Source organism: Sulfitobacter sp. 1A13368 (genome assembly GCF_043557275.1).
Lineage (GTDB): Bacteria > Pseudomonadota > Alphaproteobacteria > Rhodobacterales > Rhodobacteraceae > Sulfitobacter > Sulfitobacter faviae.
This window is the reverse complement of the sequence record NZ_JBIFFR010000006.1, coordinates 18,559-37,942: the sequence shown is the minus strand read 5'-3', so window position 1 is coordinate 37,942 and position 19,384 is coordinate 18,559. Positions and strand designations below refer to the sequence as shown.

Annotated in this window: 15 protein-coding genes and 1 pseudogene; 11 read left to right on the top strand and 5 right to left on the bottom strand. The window is 65.0% G+C overall.

What is annotated here, in order from left to right; all coding sequences use genetic code 11:
• Positions 1 to 24: 24 nt before the first annotated feature.
• The 4 genes from ACGYK4_RS12895 to xdhA are packed head-to-tail and all read right to left on the bottom strand — an operon-like array spanning position 25 to position 6,093.
• Entirely contained in the window at positions 25 to 1,542 is a 1,518-nt protein-coding gene (locus ACGYK4_RS12895) for an ABC transporter ATP-binding protein (RefSeq protein ID WP_394456876.1), read from the bottom strand.
• Positions 1,539 to 2,294, bottom strand: coding sequence for a xanthine dehydrogenase accessory protein XdhC (xdhC, locus tag ACGYK4_RS12890; RefSeq protein ID WP_394456874.1), 756 nt, complete (start codon positions 2,292 to 2,294; stop codon positions 1,539 to 1,541). Before xdhC ends, ACGYK4_RS12895 begins: the two co-directional genes overlap by 4 nt.
• Positions 2,291 to 4,705: a xanthine dehydrogenase molybdopterin binding subunit gene (gene xdhB, locus ACGYK4_RS12885; RefSeq protein WP_394456872.1), complete on the bottom strand. Its 2,415-nt coding sequence runs from the start codon at positions 4,703 to 4,705 to the stop codon at positions 2,291 to 2,293. The genes xdhC and xdhB overlap by 4 nt, the downstream gene beginning before the upstream one ends.
• Positions 4,702 to 6,093, bottom strand: a complete 1,392-nt coding sequence (xdhA, locus tag ACGYK4_RS12880) for a xanthine dehydrogenase small subunit (RefSeq protein WP_394456871.1) — start codon at positions 6,091 to 6,093, stop codon at positions 4,702 to 4,704. Before xdhA ends, xdhB begins: the two co-directional genes overlap by 4 nt.
• 184 nt (positions 6,094 to 6,277) lie before the next feature.
• Between xdhA and dnaE the strand changes: the two genes are divergently transcribed.
• Together dnaE and ACGYK4_RS12870 are read left to right on the top strand one after the other, a co-directional pair.
• A complete protein-coding gene (gene dnaE / locus ACGYK4_RS12875) occupies positions 6,278 to 9,814 on the top strand; it encodes a DNA polymerase III subunit alpha (protein WP_394456869.1) in 3,537 nt (1,178 codons plus the stop codon).
• Between the two features lie 95 nt (positions 9,815 to 9,909).
• On the top strand, positions 9,910 to 10,476 hold the full coding sequence (locus tag ACGYK4_RS12870; RefSeq protein WP_394433275.1) for a hypothetical protein: 567 nt from the start codon (positions 9,910 to 9,912) through the stop codon (positions 10,474 to 10,476).
• Positions 10,477 to 10,496: 20 nt separating this feature from the next.
• Here ACGYK4_RS12870 and ACGYK4_RS12865 read toward each other — a convergent pair whose 3' ends face one another.
• Complete coding sequence (locus tag ACGYK4_RS12865; protein WP_394457070.1) at positions 10,497 to 10,691, bottom strand: SlyX family protein; 195 nt, start codon at positions 10,689 to 10,691, stop codon at positions 10,497 to 10,499.
• 178 nt (positions 10,692 to 10,869) lie between these two features.
• On the opposite strand from ACGYK4_RS12865, the gene hisS reads away from it, so the two are divergent.
• From hisS to ACGYK4_RS12820, 9 genes and pseudogenes are all read left to right on the top strand, one after another.
• The gene (hisS, locus tag ACGYK4_RS12860; protein WP_394456867.1) at positions 10,870 to 12,366 is read left to right on the top strand and encodes a histidine--tRNA ligase; all 1,497 of its coding nucleotides are present in this window, start codon (positions 10,870 to 10,872) and stop codon (positions 12,364 to 12,366) included.
• The gene (locus ACGYK4_RS12855; RefSeq protein WP_394456866.1) at positions 12,366 to 13,448 is read left to right on the top strand and encodes an ATP phosphoribosyltransferase regulatory subunit; all 1,083 of its coding nucleotides are present in this window, start codon (positions 12,366 to 12,368) and stop codon (positions 13,446 to 13,448) included. The genes hisS and ACGYK4_RS12855 overlap by 1 nt, the downstream gene beginning before the upstream one ends.
• Positions 13,445 to 14,134, top strand: a complete 690-nt coding sequence (hisG, locus tag ACGYK4_RS12850) for an ATP phosphoribosyltransferase (protein WP_067624598.1) — start codon at positions 13,445 to 13,447, stop codon at positions 14,132 to 14,134. The genes ACGYK4_RS12855 and hisG overlap by 4 nt, the downstream gene beginning before the upstream one ends.
• A 211-nt stretch (positions 14,135 to 14,345) precedes the next feature.
• Entirely contained in the window at positions 14,346 to 15,161 is an 816-nt protein-coding gene (locus tag ACGYK4_RS12845; protein WP_394456864.1) for an ABC transporter ATP-binding protein, read from the top strand.
• Between the two features lie 70 nt (positions 15,162 to 15,231).
• On the top strand, positions 15,232 to 16,236 hold the full coding sequence (locus ACGYK4_RS12840; protein ID WP_276154093.1) for a branched-chain amino acid ABC transporter permease: 1,005 nt from the start codon (positions 15,232 to 15,234) through the stop codon (positions 16,234 to 16,236).
• A pseudogene (locus ACGYK4_RS12835) lies at positions 16,233 to 16,577 on the top strand (hypothetical protein); the annotation flags it as partial. The gene ACGYK4_RS12840 and the pseudogene ACGYK4_RS12835, both read left to right, overlap by 4 nt.
• A 13-nt stretch (positions 16,578 to 16,590) precedes the next feature.
• A complete protein-coding gene (locus ACGYK4_RS12830) occupies positions 16,591 to 17,301 on the top strand; it encodes a branched-chain amino acid ABC transporter permease (protein ID WP_394456863.1) in 711 nt (236 codons plus the stop codon).
• Positions 17,302 to 17,329: 28 nt separating this feature from the next.
• Positions 17,330 to 18,538, top strand: a complete 1,209-nt coding sequence (locus ACGYK4_RS12825) for an ABC transporter substrate-binding protein (RefSeq protein WP_394456861.1) — start codon at positions 17,330 to 17,332, stop codon at positions 18,536 to 18,538.
• 3 nt (positions 18,539 to 18,541) lie between these two features.
• Positions 18,542 to 19,384 carry an ABC transporter ATP-binding protein gene (locus tag ACGYK4_RS12820; protein ID WP_394456859.1) on the top strand — a complete coding sequence of 281 codons (843 nt, stop codon included), beginning with the start codon at positions 18,542 to 18,544 and terminating at the stop codon, positions 19,382 to 19,384.

The window sequence follows — 19,384 nt, the reverse complement described above, 5'->3', positions numbered from 1 at the left end:
AGAGTGAAAGATGCGAGGTTCGGCTTAGACATGCGCGACCTCCATACCATGTGCCCCGCCCATCATCAGGCCGATCTCTTCGACGGTCAGCCCCTGCGCGGGGCGAGAGGGCGACAGGCGGCCTTCGTTCAGGGCGGCGAAATTGTCGGAAATCTCCATCAGCTCATCAAGGTCTTGGCTGATGACGATCACGGCGGTCCCGTTAGAGGCGAGGTCCAAAAGCGCCTGCCGGATCGCGGCGGCGGCCGAGGCATCGACCCCCCATGTCGGCTGGTTCACCACCAGCAGCTCGGGCCGTTGCAGCACCTCGCGCCCGATGACGAATTTCTGCAGGTTGCCGCCTGAGAGCGAGCGCGCGGCATTGGCGGGGCCGGGGGTGCGCACGTCAAAGGTCTTGATGATCTTCTCGGCAAAGCTGCGCGCCTTGCCCCAGTCGAGCATGCCGCCGCGCTCCAGCCCCTCACGCGCCGCACCGGTCAGCATGGCGTTTTCCGTCAGTGACATATCCGGCACGGCGGCATGACCCAAACGTTCTTCGGGGGCGGTCAGCACGCCAAGCGCGCGGCGGGCGGTGGGGCCAAGCAGGCCAATGTCGCGCCCGTCAAAGGTGATCATGCCCGCGCCGACCAGTGTTTCGCCCGAGAGCGCGTTAAGTAATTCGTCCTGCCCATTGCCCGCGACGCCGCCGATGCCCAGCACCTCCCCGCGCCGCACCGCGACGGAAATATCGCGCAGCGGCATGCCAAAGGCATGGGCCGACCGGGCCGAGAGGTTGTTCAGCGTCAGCGCCACTTCGCCCGGTTCCTTACTGTCGCGGGTCGGCGTTTTCAGCGCAGAGCCCACCATCATCTCGGCCATGTCGCGTGCCGACGTCTCACGCGGGGTGCAATGGCCGACGACCTTGCCCAAGCGCAGGATCGTGGCGCTGTCGCACAGGCTGCGGATTTCTTCGAGCTTGTGGGAGATATAGAGGATCGCGGTGCCTTCCGCGCTGAGTTTGCGCAGGGTTTTGAACAGGATTTCAACCTCTTGCGGCGTGAGGACCGAGGTCGGCTCGTCCATGATCAGCAGTTTCGGCTCTTGCAGCAGGCAGCGGATGATCTCAACCCGCTGACGTTCCCCCGCTGAAAGGTCACCGACGGTGCGGTCCGGCGCAAGCGGCAGGCCGTAGGTGTCCGACACATCGCGAATCTGTTGGCTAAGCTCGCGCATCCGCGGCGGGTTTTCCATGCCGAGCGCGATGTTTTCCGCCACGCTGAGCGCGTCGAAAAGCGAGAAATGTTGAAACACCATGCCCACACCCGCCTGCCGTGCGGCGTGCGGGTCGGTGGGGGCAAAGCTCTCCCCCCGCATTAGCATCTGGCCCGCGTCTGGTTTGACGAGCCCGTAGATCATTTTAACCAAAGTGGATTTGCCCGCGCCGTTCTCGCCCAGCAGGGCGTGAACCTCGCCCGGAGCGATCCGCAGGGAAACGTCATCGTTCGCGACGACGCCGGGGTAGGCCTTGGTCAACCCGGTGAGGTCGAGAAGTGAATCAGTCATGCGGAAACCTTTGTCTGGGTCCGGGCGATGAGAGCGGTCAACGCGCCATGGGCAATTTGCGCAGGCAGCTTGCCCAGCGATTTATCGCCAATTGGACAGATGATGCCAGAGGGATCCAACCCCATGTCACGCAAGCGGCGGGAAAACCGTGACTTTTTTGTGTCAGAGCCGATCAGCCCGACGCTCGCGGCGCCGCGATTGAGCAGCGCGGCACAGAGTGCGAGGTCGATGTCATGGGAATAGGTGAAGATCAGGTGATGCGCCTCGCGCGGCGCATGGGCGGCCAACCGCGGCATGTCAGCGGCGGGGGTGACGGTGACATGGGGCGGGACCTGGTCGGGGAAACGGTCGCGGGCGCTGTCGATCCATGTGATCTCAAAGGCCCGGGACGGGCAGGCCGCCACCACCGCCCGACCCACATGCCCCGCACCCCAGAGCCAGAGCGGCACGTCGCTCTGCACATCCGGCAGGGGCGGGGGGGTGGCCGCGTCCAGCGGGCGCGGCGCGGTGGTGTAGCGCAGGCTCACCGCGCCGCCGCAGCATTGGCCCAGACCGGGGCCGAGCGGCAGGGTCTGGCTGTCTTCGCACCGGCCCTCGGCCAGCATCTGGCGGGCGTGGGCGATGGCTTGATGCTCCAGCGCGCCGCCGCCGATGGTGCCCGCGATTGCGTCAGCCGTGACCTTCATCGCCGTGCCCGCATCCCGCGGGGCCGATCCGCGCGTGGCGGTGACCTCGACGAAGATCGCGGTCATTGCCGCGCCCGTCCCACGGCGGCGAGAACGGCCTCGGCGGTGGCGGGGGCTTGCAGATCGCCGTAGCTGTCGCCGCAGGCCGCCACCGCATCCGACAGCGCCATGAAGGCCGAGATGCCCAGCATAAATGGCGGCTCGCCCACGGCTTTGGAGCGGTAGACCGTCTGCGCCGGGTTCGGCTGGTCCCAGAGGGCCACGTTGAAGACCGGCGGGCGGTCTGAACAGGCGGGGATTTTATAAGTCGAAGGCGCATGGGTGCGCAGGGTGCCGGTATCGTCCCAGACGAGTTCCTCGGTCGTGAGCCAGCCTGCGCCTTGAACGTATCCGCCTTCGATCTGGCCGATGTCGAGCGCGGGGTTCAGCGAGGCCCCGGCGTCATGCAGGATATCGGTGCGCAGGATGCGGTTCTCACCGGTCAGCGTGTCGATCACCACTTCGGTGCAGGCCGCGCCATAGGCGAAATAGTAGAACGGCCGCCCGCGTCCGGCGATGCGGTCCCATTCGATCTCGGGCGTTTTGTAGTAGCCGGTGGCCGAGAGGCTCACCCGGTTTTCATAAGCAGAGGCGGCAGCGGCGGCGAAGGTGATCTCTTCGCTACCGATCTGCACCATGCCGTCGGTGAAGCGTACCTGATCGGGCGTGGTCTGGTAGCGTTCAGCCAGATGCGCGGCCATGCGGTCGCGGATCGTGTCGCAGGCGTTCTGCGCGGCCATGCCGTTGAGGTCCGACCCCGAGGAAGCCGCCGTGGCCGAGGTGTTGGGCACCTTGGCGGTATCGGTGGCTGTAATCTTGACCGCCTCGGGCGAGACGCCAAAGCGCGACGCGGCGACTTGCGCAACCTTCTGGAACAGCCCTTGCCCCATCTCGGTCCCGCCATGGTTCAGGTGGATCGAGCCATCCTGATAGACATGCACCAGCGCGCCCGCCTGATTGAGGTGGGTGAGCGTGAAGGAGATGCCGAATTTAACCGGGGTGATGGCGATGCCGCGTTTCAGTAGCGGGTTTGCGGCGTTCCATTCGGCGATGGCGGCGCGGCGGGCGTTGTAGTCGGCACTCTCAACCAGTCGGTCGGTCAGCGCGTTGACGATGCAGTCGGTGACCGGCTGCTGGTAGGGCGTGGTCTGCACGTCCGAGCGCTTGGCCGGGATCGACGGTTGCGCGCCGAGCGCAGGGGGCGCGCCGCGTGACGACAGATCGGCCTCGGCATCCGGCGGGGTGCGGTTGTCGATCGCGGTGCCGGTGTTCTCCACCTCGGTCGGGCGGTGGGCGTTGTCGCTGTAGTAATTCGCCCGGCGCACGGCGAGCGGATCGAGGCCCAGCTCATGTGCGATATGGTCCATCACCCGTTCGATGCCCACGATCCCCTGCGGGCCGCCGAAGCCGCGAAAGGCGGTGGCGCTGGCGGTATTGGTCCGCAAACGGTGCGAGGTGATGCGCACGTCGCGCAGATGATAGGCGTTGTCGGCATGCAGCATGGCGCGGTCGGCGACCGGCAGGCTGAGGTCCATCGACCAGCCGCAGCGGGTGTAGTGGGTCACGTCCAGCGCGGTGATGCGGCCCGTCTCGTCAAAGCCCACGTCATACGCGACACGAAAATCATGCCGCTTGCCGGTGATGATCATGTCGTCATCGCGGTCATAGCGCATTTTGCACGACTTGCCGGTGAGCGATGCCGCCACCGAACAGGCAATCGCCAGCGCGTTGCCCTGACTTTCCTTGCCGCCAAAGCCGCCGCCCATGCGTCGGGTTTCGACCCGGACGGCATGCATCGGACGGCCAATGGCATGGGCCACCTTATGCTGTATTTCGGTCGGGTGCTGGGTCGAGGAATGCACCAGCATGTCGCCGTTGTCCTGCGGCAGCGCCATGGCGGCCTGACCTTCGAGGTAGAAATGCTCCTGCCCGCCCATCTCGATCTGGCCCGAGAGGCGGCGGCTGGCTTTCGAGAGCGCGGCCTCGGCATCGCCCTTCTGGTAGATGCGCGGGCCATCCTCGAAACGGCTGTTGGCGTCGAGCGCCTGTTCCACCGTCAGGATCGGGTCGCGCGGGGTGATCTGCGGCTTGCCCAGTTGCGCCGCACGGCGCGCGGCGAGGTGGCTGGTGGCCACGACGAGGTAAAGCGGCTGGCCCGCGTAATGCACCTGATCGGTCGCTAGAAGCGGCTCGTCATGGTTCGAGGGCGAGGTGTCGCAATCATGCGCGAGGTCATCGGCGGTCAGCACCGCGACGACGCCGGGAGCCTCGCGCACGGCGGAGAGGTCGAGCCCGGTCAACGCACCCGCCGCGACGGGGCTGAGGCCAAAGGCCAGATGCAGCGTGCCGCGCGGGGTGGGGATGTCGTCGACATAGCGCGCGGCTCCGGTGACATGCAGCTTCGCGGCGTCATGGGGAAGGGGCTTTGCAACGCTCATGCCGAGACCTCCGCTAGGTTGGTGGGGGTGCCATTGGCGTCGTGGAAATAGCGTAGCAGCATGTTCTGCGCCGCCTGCATCCGGTAGGCGGCGGAGGCGCGCATGTCCGACAGCGGGGTGAAGTCGTCGCGCATCGCCTCCATCGCCTTGTGGATGGTATCTTCGTTCCACGGCTGGCCGACAAGGGCCGTTTCCGCCGCGGCGGCGCGTTTCGGTGTGGCGGCCATGCCGCCGAAGGCCACGCGGGCGGTGAGGATTTCAGAGCCATTGCCGGTGATCGAGATACAGCCGCAGACCGCCGAGATGTCCTGATCGAAACGCTTCGACAGCTTGTAGCAGCGCAGCGTGTCGTGCTGGCGCGGCACGGTGATCGCCTCGACAAATTCGCCCGGCGCGCGGTCTTGCTTGCCGTAGTCGAGGAAGAAGTCCTCCAGCGGCAGTTCGCGGCGCGCATCGCCACGGCGCAGGTGCAGCGTGGCGCCAAGCGCGATCAGCGCGGGCGGGCCGTCACCGATGGGCGAGCCGTTGGCGATATTACCGCCCAGCGTCGCCGCGTTGCGCACCTGCGTCGAGCCGTAGCGCCGCAGCATCACGCCAAGGCTGGGATGCAGGGGGCTGAGTTTCGCCTCGACCTCGGTCAGCGTGGTCATGGCGCCGATGCGCAGGCCGGTCTCGTCCTCGGTGATGCCGCGCAGATCGGCGCAGCGGTTGAGGAAGGCCACGGCGCCGAGATCGCGGAAGCCCTTGGTAACCCAAAGGCCCACGTCCGTCGCCCCGGCGATCAGGGTAGCGTCCGGATGTTCAAGATACCAAGCGGCAAGCGCGTCGCTGCTCTCGGGCTGCACATGCGGCGCGCCCTCGGCCTTGGCGGGGGCTGGAATGTCCTGCGCCAGCTTGTCCTTGAGGCCCAGCAGATGCGCGGGCACGGGCTTGTCCTCGGCGGCCTCGGCCGCGCGGATGATGGGGGCGTAGCCGGTGCAGCGGCAGAGGTTGCCCGCAAGCTGCACGTCATGGTCGCGCGCGCCGTTGAGATGCGCCGTCGCCATGGAAACCACGAAACCCGGCGTGCAGAAGCCGCACTGGCTGCCATGATACTTGACCATGGTTTCCTGCACCGGGTGCAACGACCCGTCTTCGCCCGCCATGCCTTCGACCGTGGTGACGGCCTTACCGTTGATCTGCGGCAGGAACAGAATGCAGCCATTTAGCGCCCGGTGTCCGTTCTCGTCGGTGATCATGACCGAACAGGCCCCGCAGTCGCCCTCGTTACAGCCCTCTTTCGTCCCCGTCAGGCCACGCTCTTCGCGCAGCCAGTCCAGCAGTGTCGTGATGGGGGATACGTTGGAGAGCGACACGACTTCTCCGTTAAGAAGAAAAGTGATGTCCATCGATTTCTCATCCGCCGCGGTACTCGGTGCCCATGAAAATGCGCGGGGTTCGATGCGGCGTAGAACCGGGCGCGGGCAAGGTGGAGGTCAGGCTAGCCGGGCAGGCTGCGTCTTGGCAAGGAAAAATGCGCGCTCGCCGCATCGGGCGCTGGTGCCGCCCGTGCGGGTGGCATAGTTTGCGACCATGTCCGATGCTCCCCGATTCATTCACCTGCGCAGCCATTCCGAGTATTCCCTGCTGGAAGGCGCGCTGCGGCTGAAAAAGCTGCCCGGCATGTGCCGCGACGCGGAAATGCCCGCGCTGGCGCTGACCGATACCAACAACATGTTCGCCGCGCTCGAGTTCTCCGTCGCCATGTCGGGCGCGGGCGTGCAGCCGATCATCGGCTGTCAGGTCGACGTGGCCTATGTCGAGGTCCAGCCCGGCGAGAAACCGCGCCCGCCCGCGCCGGTGGTGCTGCTGGCCCAGACCGAGCGGGGCTACGAGAACCTGATGAAGCTGAACTCCTGCCTCTACCTCGACAAGGGCGGGGCGGTGGCCGAGGTGACGTTGGACGAGCTCGAGGCGCTGAGCGCCGATCTCATCTGTCTCACCGGCGGTCCCTCGGGGCCGGTGGGGATGCTTTTGCAAAGCGGGCAGCGTCCCGCGGCGGAAGCGCTGATGGCGCGGCTGCACCGGGCCTTTGGCGACCGGCTTTACGTCGAGTTGCAGCGCCATCCGGAGGAAGGCGGCCAGCCCGAGGCCGAACGCCTGACCGAGCGCGGCTTTGTGGAGATGGCCTATGCGATGGACATTCCGCTGGTCGCGACCAATGACGTCTATTTCCCCAAACCCGATATGTACGAGGCCCATGACGCGCTGATCTGCATCGCCGAGGGCGCCTATGTCGACCAAAGCCAGCCACGCCGTCGTCTGACCGCGCAGCATTACTTCAAGTCGCAGGCCGAGATGGCAACACTCTTTGCCGATCTGCCCGAGGCGCTGAGCAACACCGTCGAGATCGCCAAACGCTGCGCCTTCATGGCCTACCGTCGCGACCCGATCCTGCCCAAGTTCGCCGACGACGAGGTCGCCGAGCTTCGCCGCATGGCCAACGAGGGGCTACAGGCGCGTCTGGCGGTGATCCCCCATGCGGTAAGCAGGGAGGAATACCAAAAACGCCTCGATTTCGAGCTGGGCATTATCGAAGGCATGGGCTTCCCCGGCTACTTCCTGATCGTGGCTGACTTTATTCAGTGGGCCAAGGACAACGACATTCCCGTCGGCCCGGGGCGGGGCTCGGGTGCGGGTTCGCTGGTGGCCTATGCGCTGACCATCACCGACCTCGATCCATTGCGCTATTCGCTGCTGTTCGAACGCTTCCTCAACCCCGAACGGGTCTCGATGCCCGACTTCGACATCGACTTCTGCATGGACCGCCGTGAGGAGGTGATCCGCTACGTGCAGGAGAAATATGGCCGCGACAAGGTGGGCCAGATCATCACCTTTGGTGCGCTTTTGTCGAAAGCGGCCGTGCGCGACATCGGGCGGGTGTTGCAGATGCCCTACGGGCAGGTCGACCGGCTGTCCAAGATGATTCCGGTGGAGGGGGTGAAACCCGTCTCCATCGAGAAAGCCTTGGCGGATGAACCGCGCCTGCGCGAGGAGGCCAAGAACGAAGAGGTTGTGGATCGCCTGCTGACCTACGGCCAGCAGGTCGAGGGGCTGCTCCGAAACGCTTCGACCCACGCGGCGGGCGTTGTGATCGGGGACCGGCCGCTGGACCAACTGGTGCCCCTCTACCAAGACCCGCGCTCGGACATGCCGGCGACACAGTTCAACATGAAATGGGTCGAACAGGCCGGGCTGGTGAAATTCGACTTTCTCGGCCTGAAGACCCTCACCGTCATCCAGAACGCGCTCGACCAGATCAAGGCGGGCGGGCGGCATCTGCATATCGCCGCGGACGGGCGGCAAATCTACGAGCCGCCCGAGGGCCATATCGATGACGTGGCGACCATCCCGCTCGACGATCCCGCCACCTACAAGCTTTACTCCAGCGCCAAGACGGTCGCGGTGTTCCAGGTGGAATCGAGCGGCATGATGGATGCGCTCAAGCGCATGAAGCCGACCTGTATCGAGGATATCGTCGCCCTCGTCGCGCTTTACCGCCCGGGGCCGATGGAAAACATTCCGGTCTATTGCGAGGTCAAGAACGGCCAGCGCGAGTTGGAATCGGTACACCCGTCGATCGACTATATCCTCGAAGAGACCCAAGGCATCATCGTCTATCAGGAACAGGTGATGCAGATCGCGCAGGTCATGGCGGGCTACTCGCTTGGCGGCGCCGACCTGCTGCGCCGTGCGATGGGTAAAAAGATCGCCGAGGAGATGGCCAAGGAACGCCCCAAGTTCGAAAAGGGCGCGATGGCCAATGGCGTCGACAAGAAGAAAGCGGCGGAGGTCTTCGACCTTCTGGAGAAATTCGCCAACTACGGTTTCAACAAGTCCCACGCCGCGGCCTATGCGGTGGTCAGCTACCAGACGGCTTGGCTAAAGGCGAACCACCCGGTCGAGTTCATGGCCGGGGTGATGAACTGCGATATCCACCTGACAGACAAGCTGGCGATCTATTTTGAGGAGGTGCGCAAGCACCTCGAACTGCCTTGGGTGCCGCCTTGCGTGAACCGCTCGGATGCCACCTTCAAGGTGGTCGACGGCGCCCTCGTCTATGCGCTGGGCGCACTGAAAAACGTCGGGCTTGAGGCGATGAAACTGGTGACCGAGGGGCGCAAGGTCGATGGTGTTGACCGGCCCTTCGCCACGCTTTTCGACTTCGCGCGGCGGGTGGACCTCAAGCGGGTCGGCAAACGCCCGCTGGAAATGCTGGTGCGCTCGGGCGCCTTCGATCAGCTCGACAGCAACCGGCGGCGGGTGTTCCAGTCGCTCGACGGGCTGGTGAACTACTCCGCCGCAATCCACGAGCAGAAGGCCTCGAACCAAGTGTCGCTCTTCGGAGAGGCGGGCGACGATCTGCCCGAGCCGCGGATGCTGCCCTGCGACGATTGGCAATCGGCCGAGCGACTGGCCGAGGAGTTCAAGGCCGTGGGCTTCTACCTCTCGGGCCACCCGCTGGACGACTACATGCCGCCCCTGAAGCGCAAATGGGCGCGTGAGACAGGTCTGCCCTTCCTCACGCTCGACGAACTGAATGAAAAGGTCAGCACCCGCGGCGCGATGAACGCGCGGCTGGCGGGGGTGGTAGCGGGGCGGCAGGAGCGCAAATCAGCGCGGGGCAACCGCTTTGCCTTTGCGCAATTGTCGGACCCCACCGGGGGCTACGAGGTGACGATTTTTTCGGACGTGCTGGAGGCTTCGCGCGATCATCTGGAGGTCGGCTCCAAGGTGGTCGTCACCGTCGAGGCCACGATGGAGAGCGACCAGTTGAAGCTGCTGGCGCGCGGCATCGGGCCGATCGACGCGGCGGTGGCGGATGCGGGCAGCATGGGGCTGCGGGTCTTCATCGACGGGCCGGGGGCGATCCAATCGGTGGCCGATGTGCTCGACGGGGCGCGGCAGGCGGTGAAGGCGGCAGGCAAGGGGCCGGTGCAATTCTGCCTGATGGATCCCAGCCTGCCCGGCGAGGTCGAGGTTGATCTGGGCCGCGAATTCCCGGTGACACCGCAGATCAAAGGCGCGATCCGCTCGCTCGACGGGGTGATGGAGGTCGAGGAGATCTGACCCTCCCGCCGTCTTGGTCGCTGCGTCATCTGCGCGTCCAGTGGACGGCGGCGGGTGGCTGCGCTACCTGCCTGCCAAGCAATGGGGAGCAGAGCATGAAACGACGCATCGGCCTTTTGATTGTGGGGACGTTGCTCTCCGCCTGCGCAATGGCCCCCACCGCGCCGAACCCGCAGATCTCCGAGGTTTCATTCGGTGCCGCCCTGCCGTTTGGCGAGGTGGCCCGTGTCTGCGATCTGGATCTGAGCGAATTGGGGCAACTGGTCGAGGAGCCCGCGGCGCGGGGCTATCGGTTGTTCGATTCGCAGCCCGGCAGCGCCGGGGCGCGCAGTTTCTACATCACCGGCTTTGCGGATGATTGCGCGCGTCAGTTGACGGCGGCCAATGTGCTGTTCGGCACGCCCTCGGTCTATGAGCAACTGCACTACGGCCCGGGGGGGGAGAACCTGCCCACAGCCGAGACCGACGCGGCCTATGAGGCGATCAAGGCCCGCGTTTGCGGTGCGGGGCGCGGGAAACCCTGCGGGCGGCAGATCGGCAAGCTCGACAAGACCACCTTTTTCGTCAGCGCCTATGAGCGTTTGGGCCAGACCGCGCGCTGGTCCGAAGTGCTGGTGCATGACGGGGCCGTCGCCGCCGTGGCAATGAAATCAGCCAATTGACGGGTGCGCGGCGCTGCCGCTCAGTAATGCGGGGGGCGCTCATCGCCCAAGAGCACCGCGCCACCGCCCGAAGCGTCCCGCTCTCCTTCGCGCTGCATCAGCATATAGACGCGGCGGTTGAGAGTGACGATCTCGGCCTCCTGACGGGTGACAATCTCTGACATATCGTCGACCGCGCGGGTCAGATGGGCGATCTGCTCTTCAAGGCGGCTGATATGCTCGGCTGTTTGGTCTGGGGTGTGATCAGGGCTTTGGTCAGTCATGGCGCGCATCCTTTTTGCGCGATCTAGCACGGACCGGCGGCGCAGGACAGGGGCGGGATGCCGCGTTGCTTGCTCTTGCGGGGGGCTTGGGCTAGACGCGAGGCCAATTGATGCACCGAGGATCCTTGCCATGGCAAAGCCCAAGAAAACCCCCCGTCCCAAGGCGCAAACCCCGAAAGGGTTCCGCGATTATTTCGGGACCGAGGTGACCCATCGGGCCGAGATGCTGAACAAGATCGCCGCCGTCTATCACCGCTACGGGTTCGACGCGCTGGAAAGCTCGGGCGTGGAGACGGTCGAGGCGCTTGGCAAGTTCCTGCCCGACGTTGACCGCCCGAACGAGGGCGTCTTTGCCTGGCAAGAGGATGCCGAGGGCGACAAACCCGGGGACTGGCTCGCGCTGCGCTATGACCTGACCGCCCCCTTGGCGCGGGTCTATTCCCAGCATCGCAACGACCTGCCGATGCCCTACCGCCGCTACGCCATGGGCCCGGTCTGGCGCAACGAGAAGCCCGGGCCCGGGCGGTTCCGGCAGTTCTACCAATGCGACGCCGATACCGTCGGCGCGCCCTCGGTCGCTGCCGATGCGGAGATCTGCGCCATGATGGCCGATTGCCTTGAGGAAGTGGGCATCGCGCGCGGCGACTATGTGGTGCGGGTGAACAACCGCAAGGTGCTGAACGGCGTGCTCGAAGTGGCCGGGCTTTCGGGCGACGACAAGGAAGCCGAGCGCGGCATCGTGCTGCGCGCCATCGACAAGCTCGACCGGCTGGGGCCGGAGGGCGTGCGCGCGCTTTTGGGTGAGGGCCGCAAGGACGACAGCGGCGATTTCACCAAAGGTGCAGGGCTGGGCGAGGCGCAGGCCGAAGTCGTGATGGGCTTCATGCAGGCCAAGCGCGAGACCGGGGCCGAGACCGTGGCGCGGCTGCGCGACTTGGTGGCAGGCTCCGAGGTCGGCGTGCAGGGCGTGGATGAGTTGCAGCTTATCTCGGACCTGCTGGCGGCGGGCGGCTATGGCCCCGACCGGGTGGAGATCGACCCCTCGGTCGTGCGCGGCCTTGGCTATTACACCGGCCCGGTCTTCGAGGCCGAACTGACCTTCGAGATCAAAGACGAGAAGGGCCGCGCGCGCAACTTCGGCTCGGTCGCGGGCGGCGGGCGTTACGACGATCTGGTGAAGCGTTTCACCGGGCAGGAGGTGCCAGCAACCGGCGTCTCCATCGGTGTCGACCGTCTTCTCGCTGCACTGGCCGCCAAAGGGCGGCTTGAGGCCGAAGCGACAGGCCCCGTCGTCGTCACCGTGATGGACCGCGACCGCATGGCCGATTATCAGGCCATGGTGGCCGAGCTGCGGCAGGCGGGCATCCGGGCGGAGGTTTATCTGGGCAATCCGAAGAACTTCGGCAACCAGATGAAATACGCCGACAAGCGGCAAAGCCCGGTTGTGGTCATCGAAGGCGGTGACGAGAAGGACCGCGGCGTGGTGCAGATCAAGGACATGGTGCTGGGCGCGCAACTGGCGCAAGAGGCGAGCCATGATGAGTGGAAAGAGCGCCCCAACCAATATGAAGTGCCCCGCGCTGATCTGATCAAAGCAGTCCGCGATATTCTGGATCGGACAAGCTGATGCCCACACGTTCCGAAACACTGGCGCGCGCGGCCTCGCTGCGCGCGATTTTCGAGGGGCAGGGCGCCGTTCTGGTCGAGCCGCCGATCTTGCAACCGGCGGACACGCTGCTGGACCTCTATGGCGAGGATATCCGCGCGCGCGCCTATGTCACCTCGGACGCGCTGCGCGGGGAGCAGATGCTGCGCCCCGATTTCACCGTGCCCGTGGTGCAGATGCATATGGCCCATGGGGCCGAGCCCGCGCGCTATACCTATTCAGGCGAGGTTTTCCGCCGTCAGGAGCACGACCCGAACCGCGCCAACGAATACATTCAGGTCGGTTTTGAGGTCTTCGACCGCGCCGATCCGGCGGCGGCGGATGCCGAGGTTTTCGCCCTGATTGCCGAGGCGATGCAGGGCCTGCCGGTGCGTCCCGTGACGGGCGATATCGGCGTGCTGATGGCGGCGGTGCAGGGCTTGGGCACATCGCCCGCGCGCAAACAGGCGTTGATGCGTCACATCTGGCGCCCGCGCCGCTTTCGTGCGCTGCTTGACCGTTATGCCGGGCGCAGCCCTGTGCCCGCGGGGCGCAAGGCGCTGCTGGCCGAGGCCGAGGTGACATGCGACGCGCCGATGGTGGGGCTGCGCTCCCGCGCCGAGATTGAAGCCCGCGTCGCGGCCCTGCGCGAGGATTCGCAGACGCCGCCGATCTCCGCGCAGCAGGTCGACCTTTTCGAGGCGCTGTTGGAGGTGCGGGAAACCCTGCCCAATGCGCTGAGCCGCCTGCGCGATCTGGCCGTCGACATGCCCGCCATCGGCGATGCCGTGGCCCGTGTCGCGGCCCGCGCCGATGCGATGCGCGCCCGCGGGATCGACACCGACGCGCTGCTCTTTGAGGCCAGCCATGGCCGGTCATCGATGGAATATTACGACGGTTTCGTCTTTGCTTTCCGCGCGGCCTCACGGCCCGATTTGCCCAGCATCGCCACCGGCGGGCGCTACGATGCGCTGACCCGGCGGCTGGGTCAGGGCGATGAAATCCCGGCGGTGGGCGGTGTGATGCGCCCCGGCCTGATGCTGGAACTGGAGGCCGGGCAATGACGCTGAAGCTGGGTGTGCCGTCCAAGGGGCGGCTGATGGAGAAGACTTTTGAATGGTTCGGCGCGCGCGGCGTCAGCCTGCAACGGACCGGGTCCGACCGCGAATATGCGGGCAAGGTCGAAGGGATCGAGGATGTCTCGCTCGTGCTGCTTTCGGCGGGTGAAATCCCGCGCGAACTCTCGGCGGGGCGGATCCATTTGGGCGTCACCGGCACCGATCTGGTGCAGGAAAAACTGGCGCTTTGGGATCAACTGGTCGAGCCGCTGGAGGAATTGAACTTTGGCCATGCTGACCTGATCATCGCGGTGCCGCAGGCTTGGGTCGATGTCGACACGCTGGATGATCTCGACGCCGCCGCCGCCGCCTTCCGCGCCGAACATGGCTTCCGCCTGCGTATCGCCACCAAGTATCACCGGCTGGTGCGGGAATTCCTGCGCACCCATGGCGTGGCCGATTATGCGCTGGTCGACAGCCAAGGCGCGACCGAGGGCACCGTGCTCAATGAGACCGCCGAGGCCATCGCCGATATCACCTCCAGCGGGGAGACCCTGCGCGCCAATCATCTGAAGATCCTCAGCGACGGTTTGATCCTGCAATCGCAGGCGACGCTATGGCGCTCGCGCATGGCGCCCCTAGAGGATCACAGCCGCAAAGCGCTGAAAACCCTGATCGCACAGCTGACCTGACGTAGCGTCACAGCCCCGGGTTTTTCTCTTCCCTTCCATGGCATTGCACCTTCCGAGCCGCTCCGGCGCGGGGGCGCTTTGCCGCGCGCCTTACCGAAAGACTTGCGAGATGCCGCGCTTCGGATAGGGTGAAAGGGTCAACAGGCCGATACCACAAGCACCGCCAAAAGGGGCAGGGGTCGGGACATAGGGAGGATCCGTCGATGATCGGATGTCACGCGCCCCTTGCGGGGGGCCGCAGCCGTCGCCGCATGGGAGTGGGCGATTGCTGAGGGTTGAGGATTTGCATCTGTCCTTTGGCGGCATCAAGGCGCTGCAGGGGGTGAATTTCGAAGCCAAGGCCGGAGAGATCACCGGGGTGATCGGCCCCAACGGCGCGGGCAAAACCTCACTTTTCAATGCGATTTCAGGGTTTTACAGGCCCGACCGGGGCAGCGTGTCCTTTGAGGGTCAGAACATCACGTCGCTCAGCCCCGACAAGCGCGCGGGCCTTGGCCTCGCACGGACCTTTCAGAACATCGCGCTGTTTCGCGGCATGACCGTGCTCGACAACATCAAGCTCGGCGGACACACGCGGCTCAAGACCAATGTCTGGCAGGCGCTGCGCTATTTCGGCGCGGCGCAGAAGGCCGAGCTGGAGCTGCGGCGCGAGATCGAAGAGCAGGTGATCGATTTTCTCGAGATCGACCACATCCGCAAATACCCCATTACCATGCTGCCCTACGGTCTGCAAAAGCGGGTCGAACTGGGCCGCGCATTGGCGATGCGCCCGCGCGTGCTGCTGTTGGACGAGCCGGTGGCGGGCATGAACCGCGAGGAGACCGCCGACATGGCGCGCTTCATCCTCGACGTGCAGGAGCAATTCGGCACCACGATCCTGCTGGTGGAACACGACATGCACATGGTGATGGACATCTGTAGCCGCATCGTCGTGCTGAACTTCGGCCAGCAGATCGCCAGCGGCACGCCCGAGGAGGTCTCCAACAACCCGGCGGTGATTGAAGCCTATCTGGGGGCCGCGGCATGACGATTTCTTTGAAAGAAATCGTGCCGGAATCTTTGAAAGATTCCGGGCTAGAGGAAAGGGAGGCGCTCTGATGGGGCAGTTCGTGCAATTTGCGATCAACGGGCTGATGGCCGGGGCGATCTATGCGCTGATCGCCGTGGGGATCGTGAGCGTCTACAAGGCCACCAAGGTGGTGAACTTCGCCCATGGCTACCTGATCATGTTCGGGGCCTATTTCTATTTCACCTTCGCCGTGATCGTTCCCGGCCAGCCTTGGGCGCCCGGCTGGCTGGCCTCGTGGCAGCCCGGCTGGATGGTCGAGATGCGGGGTGATTTGCCGATGTTCTCCCCTGTGGCGGCGGTGCTCGACTGGGTGGCGAACCTGCCGCGCATCCTCTTGGGGCTGGCTGGGGCGCTGGTCTGCAACGCGATCCTCGGTCGGGTGATCGAGCGGGTGCTGATGCGCCCGCTGATGGGGCAGTCGATCTTTGCCATGATCATGGTGACGGTGGGTCTAATCTCGATCCTGTCGGGCGCGGCGCAGTTGATCTGGACGGCGGATGCCGCAAGCGTGCCCTATATCGCGCCTAACATGCCGATCCGGTTCGAACTGTTCGGCACGATGATCTTCCTCTTCGGCACCGATCTGGTGAACATGGCCGTGGCGCTGCTGCTGTTCGGCGGCATCGTCGCCTTCGTGAAGTTTACCAAGGGCGGCATCGCCATCCGCGCCACTGCCGAGGACCAATCCACCGCCTATTCCATGGGCATTTCGGTACCCAAGGTCTTTTCCCGCGCCTGGGTGCTGGCCAGCACCACCGGGGCCATCGCGGGCGCAATCCTCGCCACGCGAAACGGCATTTCGCCGAGCCTCGGGCTTTTCGGCTTCTCGGTTCTGGCGATCGTGCTGATGGGCGGGCTTGATAGCTACGTGGGCGTGCTGATCGCCGCGATGGTGGTGGGGGTACTTGAAGCGATGACCCAGTGGCAGATGGGCGGCGGTTGGGCCGAAATCGTACCCTACGTCACCGTGCTGGTGGTGCTGATCTGGCGGCCGCACGGGCTGATGGGGCAAAAGGAGGTCGAGCGGATATGATCAACGCCAACCTGAAGTCCAGCTATGCCGCCGACGAGCGGGTGCTGAACAACCGCTACAAACAGGCCTTCGTCTACAGCTCGATCCTTGCGCTTGTCCTGTTCACGCTGTTCGGCAACGACTACCTCATTTTGATCGCGAGCCAGATGGGCATCCTGCTGATCGCCGTGGTGGGGATCAACATCCTCACGGGCTATACCGGTCTGGTGTCGCTGGGCCACGGCGCCTTTGTTGCCATCGGCGCCTATGCGGTGACGATCTTCGGCAACCTTGGCGCCGGGGTGATCCCGGCGGGGCTGATGTCCTTCGTCTCGGTGCCGCTGGCGGTAGCGCTGGCGGCGGCGGTGGGTGCTCGTGGGGCTGCCGAGCCTGCGGGTGAAGGGGCTCTACCTCGCCGTGGCGACGCTGGCGGCGAATTTCATCGTGATCTTCCTGATCGAGGAAGACCTCTTTGCCCCCTGGACCGGCGGCATGGTCGGGCTCAACACCAATGTGCCCAACCTGCTGGGCTGGGAGCTGGATACCAAGCGCGAGATGTTCGGGCTGATCGCCGTCGTCGGCCTCGTTTCGCTGCTGGCGGCGCAGAACCTCATCCGCACCCGGGTGGGCCGCGCCTTCATCGCGATCCGCGACCGTGACTATTCTGCCGAGATCCTCGGCATTTCGCTTCTGCGCTACAAGTTGATGAGCTTTGCCCTCTCGGCTGCCTACTGCGGCCTTGCCGGGGCGCTTTTTGCCTATTTCTACGCCCGCATCCTACCCGAGCAGTTCGAACTGGCGCTCTCGCTCAACCTCGTGGCGGCGCTGATCATCGGCGGCATGGGGCGCACGATGGGGCCGGTTTTCGGCGTTATCATCGTCGTTATGGTGCCTGAGGTGATCAAGGTGCTCTTCGGCGCGCTCGCCGGGGACAGCGCCGGGGCCGGACAGTTGCGCGCGCCTCTCCAGCAGATCGCCTTCGGCGTGCTGCTGGTGTTGTTCCTGCTCAAGGAGCCCTTGGGCATCAACCAGATCGTCGACCGCATCCTGCGCGCCGCAAACCGTTGGCCGTTTGCGCGCGGGTAATCAAAAGGCCACATCAGGGAGAAGACAGATGACCATGAACCGCCGATCCTTCCTCGCCACCACCGCCGCCGCGACGGCGGCAGTCGGCACGCCGATGATCCTGCGGGCCCAGCCCAAGGAATACGTGCTCGGCGCCTCGCTGCCGCTCACCGGGCCCTTCGCCACGGCGGGGCAACTTGTCGCCCCCGCCTTCGCCATGGCCACCAAGCTTTTCAACGACGAGGGCGGCGTGGCCGGTGTGCCCATCCGCTTCGTCACCGAGGATTCGGGCTATGTGCCGCAGAACGCACTCAATAACTACCAGCGCGCGCTGGCCTCGGAAGGCAAGAACATGATCGGCTATTTCGCCGACAGCACCGGGGCGATGAAGCTGATCGCGCCAGAGCTCAAGAGCGAGAATGCGCGGATCATGGGGTCGACCTCTTTTGCCTCGGAACTCGCCGACCCGGCGACCCATCCCTATCAGTATCTCTCGGGCCCGACCTACCAGAGCCAGTTCGACATCCTGCTGCAGAACATCAAGAACGAGGGCGGGCAGAAGGTGGCCTTCATCTTCTCCAACACCGAGTTCGGGCGCGATCCGATCGAGCATGGGCGCAAGACCGCCGAGGAGCTTGGCCTCGAGGTCGTGCTCGAGGAAAGCACCAAGGCCGAGGGCGCGGACATCCCGACCCATGTCACCAAGCTGGCGCAGTCCGGAGCGGATCATTGCATTCTGCAGGGCTATGTCACCGGCGTCTGGCCGCAGCTCATCGGCGGCGCGCGGCAGTTCGGTCTGCCGGTCAAATTCAAGGGCACCTTCTGGGGCATGGAAAAGCTCATTGCCGACCGAATCACCGCCGAGGCCGGGCCCTTCCTCGCGGGCTACGAAGGCGTCATGCCCTACCGCTATTTCTACGACCGCGAAGACGCGCCGCGCTACCAGCAGTATGCCGAACTCAGCAAGCAGATGTTCGCGGGCACGCCGCTGGAGAACTACATGTCAACATGGGCGATCCAGACCATGTGCGGGCTTGAGATCGCCATGAAGGCCTTCCGCGACACCGCCGAGGCCGGGCTGGAACTGACCCCCGACAACATCGCCGAGAAGCTTTCGTGCATCTCAAACTGGGATTCGGGCGGCTTCTTCGGCGGGCCGGTGAGCATGGAGAACAACGCCATCGGGACCGGCCGCGTCTATGGCTACAACCCCGAGGACGGGTTGTTCACGCCGAAATCGGACTGGTTCACCGTTTGATAAATGCGGCGCGTCCCGCGGGCGCCCCACACCCTAGAGAAAGGAGCGCCCGTGCTGACCATCGAGAACATCGAAGTGACCTACCACCACACGGTGCAGGCGCTGCGCGGGCTGTCGCTCGAGGTGCCGGACGGTAAAATCGTCACGCTTCTGGGCACCAACGGCGCGGGCAAGACCACGACGCTGAAGGCGGCGAGTAACCTGCTGGCGCTGGAGAACGGCGAGGTCGGCGAGGGGCGGATCTCCTTCAAGGGCCAGTCGATCATGTCGATCCAGCCCGACCGTCTGGTGCAGCAGGGGCTGTTTCACGTGCGCGAGGGGCGGCGGATCTTCAGCGAGATGACGGTGGAGGACAATCTGATCGCCGCCTCCTATGCGTTGGACCGGCGGCAGGCGAAGGCGGATTACGACAAGGTCTATGCCTTCTTCCCGCGGTTGAAGGAACGGCGTAAGCAGATTGCAGGCTATCTTTCGGGCGGGGAGCAGCAGATGTTGGCCTTTGGCCGGGCGATGATTGCGCGGCCTGAGTTGATCTTGATGGATGAGCCATCCTTGGGACTGGCGCCCAAGGTGGTGGCGGAGATTTTCGACACGATCAAGCGTCTGAACCAAGAGGACGGCACGGCGATCCTGTTGGTCGAGCAGAACGCGGGCGTGGCCTTTTCCGTCGCCGACTACGGCTACATCATGGAAAGCGGCCAGATCGTCATGGAAGGCGATGTCGAGAAGCTGCGCGGCGACAAGGACATCCAGTCTTTTTACCTCGGCATGGGCGAGGAGGGCGGCGCGCGGCAGTCTTTCCGCGATGTGAAACACTACAAACGCCGCAAACGCTGGCTCAGCTAA